A 16,235-nucleotide genomic window follows, 5' to 3' on the forward strand; every position below is an offset into this window, starting at 1 on the left:
ACATCCGCCGGGGCGAGGCGCTTTCACCAAACTTTGCACCACCCGTTCACCAGGGCCGCACGCCGGTCCACCGACCGAGACCTGATTGCTTCGCGCGCGGTCTCACCCTGAGAAATGAGTTTCATTGACCAAGCACGAGCTTGACCTGTCCACGCCCCCGGCATTGCCGAAGCGCGGCCTCCGCATCACGCCCCTCGGCGGCCTCGGCGAAATCGGCCGCAACATGACCGTCTTCGAGCACAAGGGCAAACTGCTCATCGTGGACTGCGGCGTCCTCTTCCCCGAAGAGACCCAGCCCGGCATCAACGTTATCCTGCCCGACTTCTCCGCCATCCGCGGGCGGCTCCAGGACATCGAGGCGATCGTGCTCACCCACGGTCACGAAGACCACATCGGCGGCGTCCCGTACCTCCTGCGCGAGCGCAAGGACATCCCGATCATCGGGTCGGAGCTCACCCTCGCCTTCCTCAGCGCCAAGATGGAGGAACACCGCATCGTTCCGCGCCTGATCCAGGTCAAGGAAGGCGAGCGCCGCAAGGCCGGCGTCTTCGACCTCGAGTTCCTCGCGGTCAACCACTCCATCCCCGATGGACTCGCCATCGCGATCCGCACCGAGGCCGGCCTGGTGCTCGCCACCGGCGACTTCAAGATGGACCAGTTCCCGCTCGACAATCGCCTGACCGACCTGCCCGGCTTCGCCCGCCTCGGTGAAGAGGGCGTCGACCTGTTCATGACCGACTCGACCAACGCCGAGGTGCCCGGATTCACGACGACCGAGGAGGACATCCGTCCGGCCATTGATTCGGTCTTCCGCACCGCGCCGCGCCGGATCATCGTGTCCAGCTTCGCGAGCCACGTGCACCGCATCCAGCAGGTCATCGACGCCGCTGCGCGCCACAACCGCAAGGTCGCCTTCGTCGGCCGCTCGATGGTGCGCAACATGGCCATCGCCGAGAAGCTCGGATTCCTCAAGGTGCCCAAGGGCCTCATCGTCGACGTCAAGGCGTTCGACCGGATGAAGGACGACAAGGTCGTGCTCATCTGCACCGGCTCGCAGGGCGAACCGATGGCCGCGCTGTCGCGGATGGCCAACCGGGAACACCAGATCAAGATCGGCGAGGGCGACACCGTGCTCCTGGCCAGCTCCCTGATCCCCGGAAACGAGAACTCGATCTACCGGGTGATCAACGGCCTCACCCGCTGGGGTGCCAACGTCGTGCACAAGGGCAACGCCCGGGTCCACGTCTCCGGCCACGCAAGTGCAGGCGAGCTCGTCTACTGCTACAACCTCGTCAAGCCGAAGAACGTCATGCCGATCCACGGTGAATGGCGCCACCTCAAGGCGAACGCCGACCTGGCCGTGCGCACCGGCATCCCGGAGGAGCAGGTCCTGATCGTCGAGGACGGCGTCGTCGTCGACCTCATTGACGGCCTCGCCAGGGTCACCGGCCGCGTCGCCTGCGAGCTCATCTTCGTCGACGGCATGACCGGCAACGGTGGAGTCACCATCGGCACGGGTGCGACCCATGAGGCCCTGGCCGACCGCGTGCAGCTCGCCAACGACGGCGCCGTGACCATCCTCGGAATCCTGGACACCCGCACCGGTACGCTCACCGAACCGGTCGAGTTCATCGCACGCGGTTTCGTGCAGGACAAGGAATGGATCGCCGGAGCGACTAAGTCGATCGACGACGCCCTCCGCGCGGCCAACAAGATCAAGATCGTCGACGGCCCGCAGCTCGAAGACATCTTCACCCAGAGCGTGACCCGCTGGATGCAGCGCAAGTACCGCCGCATTCCCGTGATCACCTCGGTCGTCGTCGACGCGTAAACGGATGCCGCCGGGCCCCACCCGGCGGCCTTCGTCTCCGCCGAACCCGGAAGTGACCTCTTACATGAGTACTGAATTTCGCAGCAGGAAAAAGTCGCGCCGCGTGCGCCGTCGATCGATCGTTCTGATCGCCGCCGGCGTCATCGTTGCGATACTGGCCACGTCCGTGGTCGCCCTCGTCGTGAGCCTGCCCGACGACCTGGAAATCGGCCGACTGTCGCAGAAGAGCAACGTCTACGCGACCAACAGCGACGGCACGCCGCACCTGCTCGCGTCCTTCTACGACCAGAACCGGGTCGAGGTCCCCGCGAATGCGATCAGCCCGTTCGTGAAGGATGCGACGACCTCAGCCGAGGACCCGGGCTTCTACGAGCACGGCGCGATCGATATCTGGGGAACCGTCGCCGGTCTTGTCTCGACGCTGGTGACCGGTACGGCCCGCGGCGGGTCGTCGATCACCCAGCAGTATGTCAAGAACGTGCTGGTGCAGAAGTGCGAGACCCTGGCCGACCCGGACGAGCGCACCCAGTGCTACGACACCGCCACCGAGACCACCCCCGACCGCAAGCTCAAGGAAATGAGCCTCGCGATCGGCCTGGAGAAGAAGTCGTCCAAGACCGACATCCTGCGCCAGTACCTGAACATCACCGGCTTCGGCGGCTCCATCTACGGAATCGAAGCGGCGGCGAACTACTACTTCAACAGCACGGCGGCCGCGGTGACTCTTCCCCAGGCGGCGAGCCTCGTCGCGATCGTGAACAACCCGGTCAAGTTCCAGCTCGACAAGCCGGAGAGCACCAGCAACGGTGCGGCCAACGGCTACGCGGACAACAAGGTTCGACGCGACTACATCCTCGGCGAGATGCTGAAGCACAAGAAGATCAGCAAGGCCGACCACGATGCCGCAGTCGCAGCGCCGGTCGAACCGACCATCTCAGAGCCGAGCACCGGCTGCCAGACCGCGGCCGGTGGCGCGTATTTCTGTGACCTGGTCCTGCGCACCCTCCGGGACGACCCCGCCTTTGGCGCGGATCGCGCCACCAGGCTGGCCAACTTCCGGCTTGGTGGGTTTGACGTGTACACGACCCTCGACCTCGACCTGCAGGCGGCGGCCGAGGCCACCCTGGCCGAGAACGTCCCGAAGTCCTACGACGGCTGGGACGTCGGCGGGGTCATCACCAGCGTGGGCGTCGGCACCGGTCGGGTGCTCGCGATGACCCAGAACAAGGACTACACCCAGGAATCCGCTGTCGCGGCGGAGAACCCCGATGCCACCGGGATCAACTTCAACACCGACTACTCCCAGGGTGGGTCGACCGGCTTCCAGACCGGGTCGACCTACAAGGTCTTCACCCTGGCCGAATGGCTGAAGGAGGGCAACTCCCTCGCCGACTCGGTCAGTTCCCGGGAGCGCTCCGATTGGGGTGTCTTCGAGGACAGCTGCAATGGTCCCCAGGAATACGGCACGAGTTTCGACCCCAGCAACGACGCGTCCTATGAGAACGACTGGTACTACTCCGCCCTCGAATCCACGATCAGCTCGATCAACACCGGATTCATCGGCATGGCGAAGAAACTGGACCTGTGCGGCATCCGCAAGACCGCCGAGGCCTTCGGAGTGCACCGGGCCGATGGAGACCCGCTCCAGCAGGGCGCGGCCTCGGTCCTGGGTACCAACGAGATCGCCCCCCTCACCATGGCGGCCGCGTACGCCGGCATCGCCAACAACGGAACCACCTGCACGCCGGTCCTGATCGACCGGATGGTCGGCACGGACGGGACGGAGCTGCCGGTGCCGAAGTCGACGTGCACGCAGTCCGTCACGCCGGATGTCGCCGCGGGGATGAGCTATGCGATGCAGCGGGTGATGACCAGCGGCACGGGGGCGCCGTCGCGTCGAGCGACGGACCCAGAGGTGCCGATGATCGGCAAGACCGGCACCACCGACGAGAACAAGGACACCTGGATGGCCGGGGCGAGCACCAAGGTCGCCACCGTCGTCGGCGTCGTGACGGTGTCCGGCACCGGCGAAGACCAGCGCGAAACATACTTCGACGGCGGTCAGGCGGCGACCGCACGGCACCGGATGTGGCCCGCCGTGATGAGCGTCGCCAACGCCAAATACGGCGGCGACGAGTTCGCCGACCCGCCGCGGAGCATGACCCGCTGATCCGCTGCAGCGGCCGGTCGCCCCGCGGGGCGCCCCGCCGCTTGCGTGCGGCTCGGTGGGGGCTCCGTGCCGGGTTCAGCGCGCGGCGGCGACCTCCGGGCTGCCGGTGGCGAGGTCCTCGAGCAGGAGCTCCGGGTGGTCGCGCACGGTGTTGCGCAGCCGCCAGACCGTGCTGAACAGCGCCAGCAGGGTGCCGTCCGAGCGCATCAGCACCTCGACCTGCCGGTCGTGGCCGAGAATCTCGGCGCTCTCCCGGTCGGTGCGCCTGGCGATCTGGTAGGGCAGGGCCTCCGAACGGATGGCCGCACCGAAGTCGTGGGTCATCCGTTCCTCGACCACCTCGAACTGCATCGGCCCGACCGCGCCGAGCACCGGGGCCTGGTCGCCGCGCAGCTCGGAGCGCATCACCTGGATGACTCCCTCGTGGTCCAGCTGGTCGATCCCGCGGCGGAACTGCTTGTGCTTGCTGGTGTCGGCGGACCTGACAACCCGGAAGTGCTCGGGGGCGAACATCGGCAGCGGCGGGTATTCGACCGGGTCGCCGTCGAAGATCGAGTCACCCACCCGCAGTGCGGAGGCGTTGACCAGGCCGACGATGTCGCCGGGCCAGGCCTCGTCGGCCACCTCGCGTTCACGGCCGAACAGGTGCTGCGCGTACTTCGTGGCGAACGGCCGCCCGCTGGCCGCATGGGTCACGACCATCCCGCGACGGAACTGGCCGGAGCAGACCCGGACGAATGCGACGTGGTCACGGTGTGAGGCGTTCATGCCCGACTGCACCTTGAAGACGAAGCCGGAGAACGCGCTGCCGACGGGCCGGTGGCCGCCGGAAGCGTCCTCCCTGGCCTCTGCGGCGGGCGCGAAGTCGACGAGCGTATCCAGGATGTGTTGCACCCCGAAGTTGAGCACCGCGGCGGCGAAGAGCACGGGGGTGGTCTCGTTGGCCAGGAACCGGGCCTCGTCGTGATCCTGGTTCTCCTCGGTGAGGAGTTCGGATTCCTCGGTCGCGGTCAGCCAGGCGTCGCCCTCGTCCGCGGCGGCGACGTCCGCGCCGACCCGTTCGAACGCGGCGGCCTTCGCGCCGCCGGCGGTGCGGGTGAACCGCACGAACTCGTGGCTGGATCGCTCGATCACGCCGCGGAAGTCCCCGGCGATCCCGACCGGCCAGGTCAGGGGAGTGGGGATCAGTCCCGTGCGCCGGCGGATCTCGTCCATCAGGTCGAGCGCCTCCGCGCCGGGGCGGTCCCACTTGTTGATCACGGTGATCACCGGGAGGTTGCGCTGACGGCACACCTCGAAGAGCTTCATGGTCTGCACCTCGAGGCCCTTGCTCGCATCCACGAGCATGACGGCGGCGTCGACGGCGGAGAGCACCCGGAAGGTGTCCTCGGAGAAGTCGGCGTGCCCGGGGGTGTCGACGAGGTTGATCACGCTGTCGCGGTACTCGAACTGGATGGCCGCGCTGGTCACGGAGATACCACGGGCCTGCTCCATCGCCATCCAGTCGGACACCGTGCCGCGGCGTCCGGCCTTGCCGTGCGTCGCCCCGGCGGTCGTGATGGCGCGCGCGTGCAGCAACAGCGCCTCGGTGAGCGTGGACTTTCCCGCGTCGGGGTGGGAAATCACGGCGAACGTACGGCGCCGTCGAGCCTCAGAAAGTACCTCGGGCGTGGACAGGCCGGTGGGCTGCGTCATGGATCCTTCTTTCACGGGCGATTCGGGCGGGCGTTGGCGACGCCTCTGCGGCCGCCGGGTCAGAATCGTTCCCCTCCAACTCTAACTTGACCCGCGAGTAGGGCGTTTCGCGCCGGGGCCCACGGTTTGGTAACGGTTCCGGCGCGTCCTTTGCCGGAGTGGGAGCCGGGGATATTCTCTGCAGTGGAGGAGAGGAGCGAGGATGCCCCGCTCGGCCATGCACGCACACGGCACGCCGACAACGAGCACGCCGACCGTGAGTGCGCCCGGCACCGGCCCCGCCCGGCTTCAGGGTCCGCCCGCCATCTCGCTGCCCGTCGCGGTGCAGTCCCTCCCGCTTCCCCGCACCCTGCGCCGCACGATCGCGGACACCGACCTGACGGTGCATCCCCTGGCCCTGGGCACGAGCGTGTTCGGCTGGACGGCCGACGGAGAAACGAGCGCTCGCGTGCTTGACCGGCACCGCGACCTCGGCGGCAACTTCCTCGACACCGCCGATAGTTACACCTCCGGGCGCAGCGAGGTGATCGTCGGTTCGTGGCTGCGCTCACGCGGCGCACGCGACAGCACCGTGATCGCCACCAAAATCGGCAAGAACCGGGATAATCCCGGGCTCTCGCCGCGGAGCATCGTCGGCGCGGTTCAGGCCTCGCTCGACCGGCTCGGCACCGACTACATCGACCTGCTGCATTTCCACTACGACGACCCGACCGTGCCGCTGGAGGAGAGCCTCGGCGCCGTCGACGGGCTCATCCGCAGCGGCCTGGTGCGGTACCTCGCCGCATCCAACTTCTCCGCCGAACGGTTGATGGAGGCGCGGGTGCTAGCCGCCAACGGCCTGCCCCGGTTCGTGGCGTTGCAGACCGAGTACAGCCTCCTCCGTCGCACGCCATTCGAGTCCTCCCTGGCCCTGGTCACCAAGGCCCAGGGAATGTCAGTGCTGCCGTACTTCGCGCTCGCGCACGGCTTCCTCGCCGGGCGCTACCGGTCGAAGGCCGACCTGACGAAGACGACCCGCGGGGCGCGTGCCGCCAAGTACCTCACCAGGCCCGGCCTGCGGATGCTCGCGGTCGTCGACCGCATCGCCGAGCAACATGCCGTCGCCCCGGCCACGATCGCGATCGCCTGGCTGCTCGCCCGTGGCCAGGTCGTGGCCCCGGTGGCCAGTGCCAGCCACCCCGACCAGGTGGAGGCGCTCGTGGCCGCCGCCGGCATTCGCCTCACCCGCGGCGACATGATGGACCTGGACCGGGTGTCCGCGTAGCGAGAACCCGGCCGGGAACGTGTTTCCGCAAGGCGGGTCGACCCCGGCCGGCCGACGCGGTGACATAGGCTGGGAAGATATGAACGGTGCCGTTGAGTTTCCCCTGGACCTGGCCGAACTCTCCTTCCGAGCGGCCGGTGAGTCCCTCGTGCGCCGCAGCGTCCTGCCCAGCGGGGTGCGCATCGTCAGCGAGCAGGTGCCGGGCAGCCGCAGCCTGACCATCGGTTACTGGGTCGCGGTCGGCTCCCGCGACGAACAGCCCGGCCACTTCGGATCGACCCATTTCCTCGAGCACCTGCTCTTCAAGGGAACCGCGAAGCGCACCGCACTCGACATCGCGATCGCGTTCGATGCGGTCGGTGGCGAGCACAATGCCATGACCGCCAAGGAATACACCTGCTATTACGCCAAGGTGCAGGATCGGGATCTGCCGATGGCGGTCGAGGTGCTCACCGATATGCTCACCTCCTCCCTGCTTGACCCGGTCGAGTTCGAGAACGAGCGCGGCGTCATCCTCGAGGAACTCGCGATGGCGGATGACGACCCGTCCGATGTGGCCAACGAGCGGTTCTTCGAGGCAGTGATGGGCGATCATCCGCTCGGACGGCCGATCGGCGGCAGCCCCGACACGATCCGGGCCGCCACCCACGCCGCCGTGCAGGAGCACTATCGGGCCAACTACCGGCCTCAGGACCTCGTCGTCACCGTGGCGGGCGCTGTCGACCACGACGCGCTCGTCGACGGCGTCACCCGTGCGCTGATCCTGGCCGGCTGGGATCTCAGCGCCGACGCCATCCCGGTCGGGCGCCGCTCCGGCAACCCGGCAAGCATCACCCAGGGGGCGCGGGTCACCATCGTGCAGCGGCCGCTCGAGCAGGCCAACCTGTTGATGGGGTTCCCCGGCCTCCTCGCCAGCGACGACCGGCGCGTCACCATGAGCGTGCTCAACTCCATCTTCGGCGGCGGCATGTCGTCGCGCCTGTTCCAGGAGGTGCGGGAGAAGCGCGGCCTGGCCTACTCGGTCTACTCCTTCGCCCCCGGATACTCCGACGCCGGACTGTTCGGCATGTACGCCGGCTGCACGCCGGCGAAGGCCGGCCAGGTCGCCGAACTCATGCTCAGCGAGCTGCACCGACTCGCCGAGCACGGTGTCAGCGCCGACGAGATGGCCCGGGCGGCCGGACAGCTGTCGGGGGCATCCGCCCTCGCCCTCGAGGACTCCGATACCCGGATGTCCCGGCTCGGCCGGTCCGAGATCACGCTCGGCGAATTCGTCGACCTCGACGAGGCCCTTCGCCGCCTCGCGCTGGTCACCGCGGCGGATGTGCAGGAACTGGCCGCCGAACTGGCCGCCGGTCCGCTGTCCATCGCGGCCGTCGGCGCGCTGGAGCCCGACGCCTTCGCCGCCATCCTGCCCGACCCGATCCGCTCCTGACCCGCACGAACCGACGCCGCCCCCGGGGTCGGCACCCCGACTGGCCGCCCGTGTTGTCGCTGCGAATTGAAAGAGAAGACCTTGCCCCACTACATCTACCTCGTGCGCCACGGTGAACAGCAGGATGCCGAACACGGTCTGCCGGACGGCCCGCTTTCTGCCCGCGGCACGCGCCAGGCCCAGCTGATCGCCGAGCGTCTCGGCGGCGTGCCGTTCACGGCGGCGTTCCATTCCCCGCTCCAGCGGGCCGCCGAAACCGCGAAGATCATCGCCCAACGCCTGCCGGCACTGACCCCGGAGCCGACAGCGCTACTCTTCGACTGCATACCGTCCGGCATGGCGCCGGAAACCCCCGCGGCCTACGCGCCGTTCTTCGGCGCGGTCACCGAGGCGGAGATCGAGGCGGGGAGTGCCCAGATGGAGGATGCCGTCGCCGAGTTCCTGCAGCCCCGCCGTGGTGAGCACCACGACCTGCTGATCACCCACAACTTCGTGATCGCCTGGTTCGTGCGCGAGGTGCTCGGAGCGCCCGACTGGCGCTGGATCAGCATCAACCAGGCCAATTGCGGCCTCACCGTGCTGCACCAGAAACCCGGCCGCCCCTGGACCATGATCACCCACAACGACACCGGGCACCTGCCGGTGGAGCTGCGCACCGGCCTGCCTGACCCGCTTCTGTTCTGAGGCGTGCCCGCCCGGGCGGACCGGCGGAGTACCGGGTCAGTCGAGGCGCTTACGGTACCAGTTCGTGGCGTTCGGGTTGTCGTTGTACGGCGCGCAGTCCTCGTAGCCGGCCCGAGAATAGAGCACCCCCGCGGCCGTCAGGCTCGCGTTCGTGTCGAGGACGACTTCGTCGGCGCCGAGGTCCAGCGCACGCCGCTCCAGCTCGGCGAGCAGAGCCCCGCCCCAGCCCCGACCGCGCACCTGCGGCTGCAACCAGAGGTGCTTGATCTCGAAGCGCGCCAGCCCCTGTGCTGAATCCTCGATCCGGCGCACACCGCCGCACCCGACGAAGGCGCGTTCGCGTTCCCCGTTCTGCTCGCTGACGAGCAGGAACACTCCGCGTGGCCGCACGAACTGGTCCGGAGTCGGAAATGTGGTGCGGTACTCACCCTGGGCTGCCGGGAAGGTCGACTCGCGGTCGCTGAAGTACTGGGTGAGCAGCACGATCGAGCCGGCATCCGTCACCGACACGTCGCTGAAGGCCAGGGCGGGAGAATCGGACATGAGTCAAGGCTACTTCGCCCCGCGGCTGCGGCAAGGCCCGGCCGCCCTTGGTAGATTGGTCGCATGACAACACGGGTGGCCATCGTCGGCGTAACGGGAACGATGGGCCGCCTCGTCGCCGCATTGATCGAGAAAACCGACGGCTATGAACTCGTCGCCGGGCTGAACTCCGCCAGCAACCTGGCCGAGATGCTCGGTGCCGACGTCGTGATCGACCTCACGGTGCCCGGGGCCAGCCAGGGCGTCGTCGACTTCGCCGTCGACAACGGCCTTCGCGTGCTGGTCGGCACCTCCGGCTGGTCGCAGGACCGGATCGACGCCCTCGCCCGGCGCATCGCGGGGCGCGACGACACCGGCGTGGTCATCATCCCCAACTTCTCCATCGGCTCCGTCATCGGCACGGCACTCTCGGCCATGGTCGCCCGCTTCTTCGATTCGATCGAGATCGTCGAGGCGCACCAGGCCGCAAAGGTCGACTCTCCCTCCGGTACCGCGGTGCGCACGGCCGAGCTGATCGGTAAGGCCAGAGCGGGCCTCGGTCCGGTTTCCGCCCCGCACATTGATCAGCGCGCCCGTGGCCAGCAGGTATCCAGTGTGCCCGTGCACAGCCTCCGGCTTGAGGGGCTGCTCGCCCGTCAGGACGTCATCTTCGGCGGCACGGGGGAGACGCTGACGATCAGCCACAACACCCTCTCCGCGGCGGCCTACGAGCGTGGCATCCTGCTCGCCCTCGCCGCGGCCGTGACTGCCAACGGCGTCACGGTCGGACTCGACCAGATCGTCGACCTGGGCCTCGGCGAGCCGGCCGCCCGGGAGACACCGCCCGAACCGGGGCCGGACGACTCCGTTCCGGGCGACTCGGTTGCCGGCGCTGCAGGGACCGAATAATGAAGAGCCGGTTGGCCGTCGTTCCGATGGCGTTGCTCCTCGCGTTCTACCTGGTGCTCGTCGGCTGGCGCGCGGTGCTGTTCGTGCAAAGCGGTGACCCCGTCGGCATCGTGATCGGTGTGGCACTGATGATCCTGCCCGTGATCGGGGTGTGGGCACTCGTGCTCGAACTTCGGTTCGGCCGGCGGTCGGAACAACTGGTGCGCCGGCTCGAGCGTGAGGGAGAGCTTCCCGTCGAGGAGCTGCCGACCCGCCCGAGCGGGCGGCCGCTACGCGACGCGGCAGACGCCGAATTCCCCCGGTTCAAGGCGGAGGTGGATGCCGCCCCGGAAGACTGGCGGGCCTGGTTCCGGCTCGGACTGGCCTACGACGCTTCCGGAGACCGCCGCCGGGCCCGCGGCGCCATCCGCACCGCAATCGCCCTCGAACGCTCCGTAGAGGCGGCCGCCCCGCCCCGGTAGACGCGCCGGTGCCCGGGGAGGCCGGGGATCCGCCGACCCAGGATCAGGGCTGCTCAAGCATCCACTCGACCGCCGCGGCCGCCGTCCGGTGCGAGAAGACGAATCCGTCGTCCTGGAGCAGGGTCGAGTCGACCTCCTGGTCGGCCAGCAGCAGCGCACGCGCGGCATCCTGCAGGGCCAGGGTCAGCAACGGTTCGGGTACGGGGATCCTGAATGGGCGGTGCAGCGCAGTGGCGACCGCCTTGATCACATCGGTGGAGGTGGCCGGGGTCGGGCCGACGAGATTCACCGGTCCGGACAGGTCGGACCCAAGCAGGTGCACGATCGCGGCGGCCTCGTCGTGCAGGCTGATCCACGGCCAGTGCGCGGTGCCGCGACCGAGCGGACCGGCCAGGCCGAAGCGGACCAACGGCAGCACTGGCCGCAGTGCTCCGCCCCTGGCAATGACCAGTCCGGTGCGGAACGTCACGACCCTGGTCTGCTCGGGGGCGAGCCCGGCCTCCGCTTCCCAGGCGGCGACGACGCCCGCCAGGAAATCGGTGCCCGGGGCCGACTCCTCGGTGAGCACTTCCCCTGGACGGTCACCGTAGATGCCGACCGCTGAGGCATTGAGGAGGACGGCGGGCGGGCGGGTGCTGCGCCGCATTGCGTCGGTCAGCGTGCGGGTGGACTGCACTCTCGATTCGAGGATCTGCCGACGGTAACCTGTGGTCCACGGCAGACGGGCGAGCGACGCACCGGACAGGTTGATCACCGCATCCACCTGCCCGAGCGCGGCCTCGTCCAGGCTGAGTGCGGCCGGGTTCCACCGGAATTCATTCGGCGTCTGCGGGGCACGGCGCACCAGGCGCGCGATCGTGTGGCCCGCCGCGCCGAGCTGGCGGCAGACCTCGGTGCCGATCAGGCCGGAGGCCCCTGAGACCAGTACTCGCATGACGCCGACCCTGGCTAGGCCAGTTCGGCTTCGATCGTGATCGGGATGCCGGCCAGCGCCTTCGAGATCGGGCAGTTGGCCTTCGCGTCGGCCGCGAAGGCCTCGAATTCCGCTTCGGTCAGGCCGGGCACGCTGGCGCTCACGAGCAGGTGGCTGCCGACGACTCCGACCCCGGCCTCGAAGGTGACAGCGGCGGTGGTCTGGATGTTCTCCGGGGTGTGCCCGGCGGCGCTGAGCCCGTTGGCGAGCGCCATCGAGAAGCAGGCGGCGTGGGCTGCCCCGAGGAGTTCCTCCGGGTTGGTCGTGTTCGGGCTGCCGACCGAGCGGGCCTGCCAGGTCACCGGGAATTCGGCGGCGTGCGATGAATCGAGGGAGACAGTGCCCTGGCCGGACTTCAGATCGCCGGTCCAGACGGTGGTTGCTTCGCTGGTCAATGCCATGGTGTTACCTCCAGAGTGAACCCCCAGCCTAGCCATCCGGCCTCGGAACGGGGCGAACCAGTCTGGGAATCGGCAGGGAGGCGCCTATCTGGCGTCGCGGGGACCGCGCCCGAGGAGGCCCGCCCGCACGAGCAGCAGGAAGAGCTGGCAACCAAGGCAGTAGTCGAACACGGCGTTGAGGAAGGCCGCGATGAATGCGGCGGCGGCCGCAATGCCCACGGCCGGCGCCAGGCCGGCCAGTCCCAGGACCACTCCGACGAGGGTGACCAGCAGGCCGACGCCCTGGGCGAAGGTCGGCGGGGCCGGATTCTCGAGCGCGGTCGGCGGGGCCAGCCTCGGTCGCACGAAACGCTTGAACAGAAGCCCCCACGGATGACGGCCTGCGCCGGCGAACGCACCCCAGGCGAACAGGACGGCGAGCCCGGCCAACAGGGAGAGAGCGGCAGCGGATGCCCCGATGAGCGACAGGAACACCACGACGAGCAGCAGCACGGCCGTGATCCCGGCGCCGAAGCGCGGCCCGCGCGGGTCGAGGTCGGCGCGGCGCGGGCGGGGTGCGCCCGCGGACGCTCCGGCCCCGCCGGGATCAGTGGGGGAGGTTGGCATGGAGGCTCCCTGGCAGGGTGTCGAGGTGGGCGATGATGCCGGCCCTGTGGGGCGCGCCGCCGACCCTCTCGCGCACCCGACCGGACCGGTCCAGGATGAGGGTGGTCGGGGTCTGCAGAACCTGGAAGCGGCGGGCGAGATCGGCCCGGTGGGTCAGGTCCACCTCGATGTGCACGACGCCGGGCCGGGACCGGGCAACGTTGGCGAGCATCGTGCGCGTGCCGGGGCAACGGGCGCAATGCTCGGTCGAGAACTGAACCAGGGTGGCGTCCGCCCCGAACGACACGGTGCTGGCGAGATCCGCCGGGGTGAGCGCCGGAGCCTCAACCACGGTCGTGTAGCGGTCCTGCCTCGCCCGCCAGGCCAGCCCGAGCAGGGTCGCGGCGGCCACGAGCGCCAGCACACCGCCGAGGGCGAGAAGAGGGTCCATGGTTCAACGGTACGGGCCTCGGGCCGCGGCAGGGGGACTATGACGACAGGTTACGGCGCACGCGGGTTGCGCCGGAGCCTGCGCGTGCGATCCGGCACGGTGACCGGTAGCCTGTGATTCGTGTCTACGTCCTATAACCCATTCGGCCAGGTCCTCGTCGCCCTGGTCACACCCTTCACTGCCGACGGCGAAGTCGACTGGGCGGGAGTGGCGAAACACATCGACGATGTGATCTGCGCCGGGGCCGACGGCATCGTCGTTTCCGGCACCACCGGCGAGACGTCCACCCTGACCGACCCGGAGAAGATCCGTCTGGTCGAGGTCGGCAAGGACGTCGCGGGCGGCCGCGCGAAGATCATCACCGGCGGCGGGTCCAACGAGACCGCCCACGCCATGCAGCTCGCCAGACAGAGCGAGAAGGCCGGCGCCGACGGCAACATGATCGTCACCCCGTACTACAACAAGCCGACCCAGTCGGGCATCCTCACCCACTTCCGGATGATCGCCGACGCCACCGACCTGCCGGTGATCCTCTACGACATCCCTGGACGCACCGGCGTGCCGATCAACTACGAGACCATCCTGCGCGCCGCGAAACACCCCAACATCCTCGCCGTGAAGGACGCCAAGGGCGACCTGGCTCAGGTCAGCCGGGTGCTCAACCAGACCGACCTGCTCTACTTCTCGGGCGACGACCCGAACGTGCTCCCGCACCTGTCGATCGGCGCGACCGGCCTGATCGGAGTCACCGCGAACATCGCGGCAATGCCGTACCGCCAGATGGTGGATGCCGTCAACGCCGGCGACCTGAGGACGGCAACGGCCGCGCACCGGCAGCTCGAGCCGCTCGTGCGCGCGTGCATGACGCATGTGCCGGGCACCGTCGCGGTCAAGTACATCCTGCACGGCCTCGGCCGGATCAGCAGCCCGCGGGTGCGCCTGCCCCTCGTCGGCCCGGAGGACTTCGAGGCCGCGCAGATCGAGGACGAAATCGACCTGGTCAGGAACATCCCCGGCGTCGACTTCTCCAACTTCCGCCCCGACCGCAACGCCGCCGCGGGCGGCGCGCTGCCCAGGATCGCCGGGACGACACGCTAATCACGCCACCGACCACCTAGGAGGGCACATGCCCATCGACGTATACGACCCGACTCCGCTCGAACCGGGCACGCTCAGGGTCATCCCGATCGGGGGTCTGGGCGAGATCGGCCGTAACATGACCTCCTTCGAGATCGACGGCAAGATCCTCATCGTCGACTGCGGGGTACTGTTCCCCGAGGAGCACCAGCCGGGCGTCGACCTCATCCTGCCCGACTTCAGCCCGATCAGGGACCGCCTCGACGACATCCTCGGGGTCGTGCTCACCCACGGCCACGAGGACCACATCGGCGCCGTGCCCTACCTGCTCAAGCTGCGCCAGGACATCCCGCTGATCGGGTCAGGGCTGACCCTCGCGTTCATCGAGGCCAAGCTCAAGGAACACAAGATCACGCCGTACACCCTCCAGGTCAAGGAGGGCCAGACGGAACGCCTCGGCCCGTTCAACCTCGAGTTCGTCGCCGTCAACCACTCGATTCCCGACGCCCTGGCGGTGGCGATCAAGACCGTCGCCGGCACCGTGCTGCACACCGGCGACTTCAAGATGGACCAGCTCCCGCTCGACCACCGTCTGACCGACCTGCGCGAATTCGCCAGGCTCGGCACCGACGGCGTCGACCTCTTCCTGGTCGACTCGACGAATGCGGACGTCCCCGGCTTCACCCCGTCCGAACGGCTGATCGGACCGGTGCTCACGGACGTCATCGCCCGCGCCCCGCGCCGGGTGATCGTCGCCAGCTTCTCCAGCCACGTGCACCGGGTGCAGCAGGTGCTCGACGCGGCCTACGCGAACGACCGACGGGTGGCGCTGCTGGGCCGGTCGATGGTGCGCAACATGACCATCGCCGCCGAGCTCGGCTACCTTCGGGTCCCGGAGGGGGTGCTGATCGATTTCAAGAAGGCCGGCAGCGTCCCCGACGACAAGATCGTCTACATGTCCACCGGATCGCAGGGCGAGCCGATGGCCGTGCTCAGCCGGATGGTGAACATGGACCACCAGGTCGAGGTGGGACTCGGGGACACCGTGATCCTCGCCTCCAGCCTGATCCCCGGCAACGAGAACGCGGTCTACCGCATCATCGACGGCCTGACCAAGCTCGGCGCCACCGTCGTGCACAAGGGCAACGCGAAGGTACACGTCTCCGGGCACGCCGCCGCCGGTGAGCTGACCTACTGCTACAACATCCTCAAGCCCAGGAATGTGCTGCCCGTGCACGGCGAATACCGCCACCTGGTCGCCAACGCCAAGCTCGCGGTCGAGACCGGCGTGCCCGACGCAAACGTTTTCCTCGCCGAAGACGGCACGGTGCTCGACCTGCGCGCCGGCGTGGTGCGGAAGGTCGGCCAACTCGACCTGGGCTACGTCTACGTCGACGGGTCGACCGTCGGCGAGATCACCGAGGCCGACCTCAAGGACCGGCGCACCCTCGCTGAGGAGGGGTTCATCTCGATCATCATCGTCGTCGACGCTTCGACCGGTAAGGTCATCGTCGGCCCGGAGATCCACGCCAAAGGCTTCGCCGAGGACGACTCCGTCTTCGACGCGGTGCGACCCAAGATCGAGGCGGCACTGGCCGAGGCCGCGCAGAACGGAGTGCGCGATTCGCACGCCCTGCAGCAGATCGTGCGCCGCACGGTCGGCCGCTGGGTGAACGTCGCCTTCCGCCGCCGACCGATGATCGTTCCCCTGGTGATCGAGGCCTAGGCCAACCGAACCCGGTCCCGGCCGGGGATTCGTCTGACCCGTCGCCCTCGA

15 protein-coding genes are annotated in these 16,235 nt (G+C 68.7%); 9 read left to right on the forward strand and 6 right to left on the reverse strand.

Going from position 1 to position 16,235, the window contains the following annotated elements:
* Positions 1–124: 124 nt before the first annotated feature.
* Both QMG61_RS09540 and QMG61_RS09545 read left to right on the forward strand, forming a co-directional pair.
* A complete protein-coding gene (locus tag QMG61_RS09540; protein ID WP_283494112.1) occupies positions 125–1,831 on the forward strand; it encodes a ribonuclease J in 1,707 nt (568 codons plus the stop codon).
* Between the two features lie 64 nt (positions 1,832–1,895).
* Positions 1,896–4,001 carry a transglycosylase domain-containing protein gene (locus QMG61_RS09545; protein WP_283494113.1) on the forward strand — a complete coding sequence of 702 codons (2,106 nt, stop codon included), beginning with the start codon at positions 1,896–1,898 and terminating at the stop codon, positions 3,999–4,001.
* A gap of 75 nt (positions 4,002–4,076) precedes the next feature.
* Here the strand turns inward: QMG61_RS09545 and QMG61_RS09550 are convergent, their stop codons facing one another.
* Positions 4,077–5,696, reverse strand: coding sequence for a peptide chain release factor 3 (locus QMG61_RS09550; protein ID WP_283494114.1), 1,620 nt, complete (start codon positions 5,694–5,696; stop codon positions 4,077–4,079).
* A gap of 202 nt (positions 5,697–5,898) precedes the next feature.
* Between QMG61_RS09550 and QMG61_RS09555 the strand changes: the two genes are divergently transcribed.
* The 3 genes from QMG61_RS09555 to QMG61_RS09565 all read left to right on the forward strand — a co-directional run bounded on the left by QMG61_RS09555 (position 5,899) and on the right by QMG61_RS09565 (position 9,079).
* Entirely contained in the window at positions 5,899–6,960 is a 1,062-nt protein-coding gene (locus QMG61_RS09555) for an aldo/keto reductase (RefSeq protein ID WP_283494115.1), read from the forward strand.
* A 79-nt stretch (positions 6,961–7,039) separates the two neighbouring features.
* Positions 7,040–8,395, forward strand: a complete 1,356-nt coding sequence (locus tag QMG61_RS09560; protein WP_283494116.1) for a M16 family metallopeptidase — start codon at positions 7,040–7,042, stop codon at positions 8,393–8,395.
* Between the two features lie 81 nt (positions 8,396–8,476).
* Positions 8,477–9,079, forward strand: coding sequence for a histidine phosphatase family protein (locus QMG61_RS09565; RefSeq protein WP_283494117.1), 603 nt, complete (start codon positions 8,477–8,479; stop codon positions 9,077–9,079).
* 36 nt (positions 9,080–9,115) lie between these two features.
* Here QMG61_RS09565 and QMG61_RS09570 read toward each other — a convergent pair whose 3' ends face one another.
* Positions 9,116–9,622, reverse strand: a complete 507-nt coding sequence (locus QMG61_RS09570) for a GNAT family N-acetyltransferase (RefSeq protein WP_283494118.1) — start codon at positions 9,620–9,622, stop codon at positions 9,116–9,118.
* Between the two features lie 63 nt (positions 9,623–9,685).
* Here QMG61_RS09570 and dapB point away from each other — a divergent pair, with 63 nt between their 5' ends.
* Together dapB and QMG61_RS09580 are read left to right on the forward strand one after the other, a co-directional pair.
* Entirely contained in the window at positions 9,686–10,510 is an 825-nt protein-coding gene (gene dapB, locus QMG61_RS09575) for a 4-hydroxy-tetrahydrodipicolinate reductase (protein WP_283494119.1), read from the forward strand.
* Positions 10,510–10,971, forward strand: coding sequence for a hypothetical protein (locus tag QMG61_RS09580; RefSeq protein ID WP_283494120.1), 462 nt, complete (start codon positions 10,510–10,512; stop codon positions 10,969–10,971). Before dapB ends, QMG61_RS09580 begins: the two co-directional genes overlap by 1 nt.
* Positions 10,972–11,014: 43 nt before the next feature.
* Here QMG61_RS09580 and QMG61_RS09585 read toward each other — a convergent pair whose 3' ends face one another.
* The 4 genes from QMG61_RS09585 to QMG61_RS09600 all read right to left on the reverse strand — a co-directional run bounded on the left by QMG61_RS09585 (position 11,015) and on the right by QMG61_RS09600 (position 13,381).
* On the reverse strand, positions 11,015–11,905 hold the full coding sequence (locus tag QMG61_RS09585) for a TIGR01777 family oxidoreductase (RefSeq protein WP_283494121.1): 891 nt from the start codon (positions 11,903–11,905) through the stop codon (positions 11,015–11,017).
* A 14-nt stretch (positions 11,906–11,919) separates the two neighbouring features.
* Positions 11,920–12,345 carry an OsmC family peroxiredoxin gene (locus QMG61_RS09590; protein WP_283494122.1) on the reverse strand — a complete coding sequence of 142 codons (426 nt, stop codon included), beginning with the start codon at positions 12,343–12,345 and terminating at the stop codon, positions 11,920–11,922.
* A gap of 84 nt (positions 12,346–12,429) precedes the next feature.
* The gene (locus QMG61_RS09595) at positions 12,430–12,951 is read right to left on the reverse strand and encodes a DUF4395 domain-containing protein (RefSeq protein WP_283494123.1); all 522 of its coding nucleotides are present in this window, start codon (positions 12,949–12,951) and stop codon (positions 12,430–12,432) included.
* Positions 12,932–13,381 carry a TlpA family protein disulfide reductase gene (locus tag QMG61_RS09600; RefSeq protein WP_283494124.1) on the reverse strand — a complete coding sequence of 150 codons (450 nt, stop codon included), beginning with the start codon at positions 13,379–13,381 and terminating at the stop codon, positions 12,932–12,934. Before QMG61_RS09600 ends, QMG61_RS09595 begins: the two co-directional genes overlap by 20 nt.
* A gap of 120 nt (positions 13,382–13,501) precedes the next feature.
* Between QMG61_RS09600 and dapA the strand changes: the two genes are divergently transcribed.
* Entirely contained in the window at positions 13,502–14,479 is a 978-nt protein-coding gene (gene dapA / locus QMG61_RS09605) for a 4-hydroxy-tetrahydrodipicolinate synthase (protein WP_283494125.1), read from the forward strand.
* Between the two features lie 28 nt (positions 14,480–14,507).
* The gene (locus tag QMG61_RS09610) at positions 14,508–16,184 is read left to right on the forward strand and encodes a ribonuclease J (protein WP_283494126.1); all 1,677 of its coding nucleotides are present in this window, start codon (positions 14,508–14,510) and stop codon (positions 16,182–16,184) included.
* The last annotated feature ends 51 nt before the right edge of the window (positions 16,185–16,235 follow it).

Source organism: Cryobacterium sp. PH31-AA6 (assembly GCF_030063195.1).
Lineage (GTDB): Bacteria > Actinomycetota > Actinomycetes > Actinomycetales > Microbacteriaceae > Cryobacterium.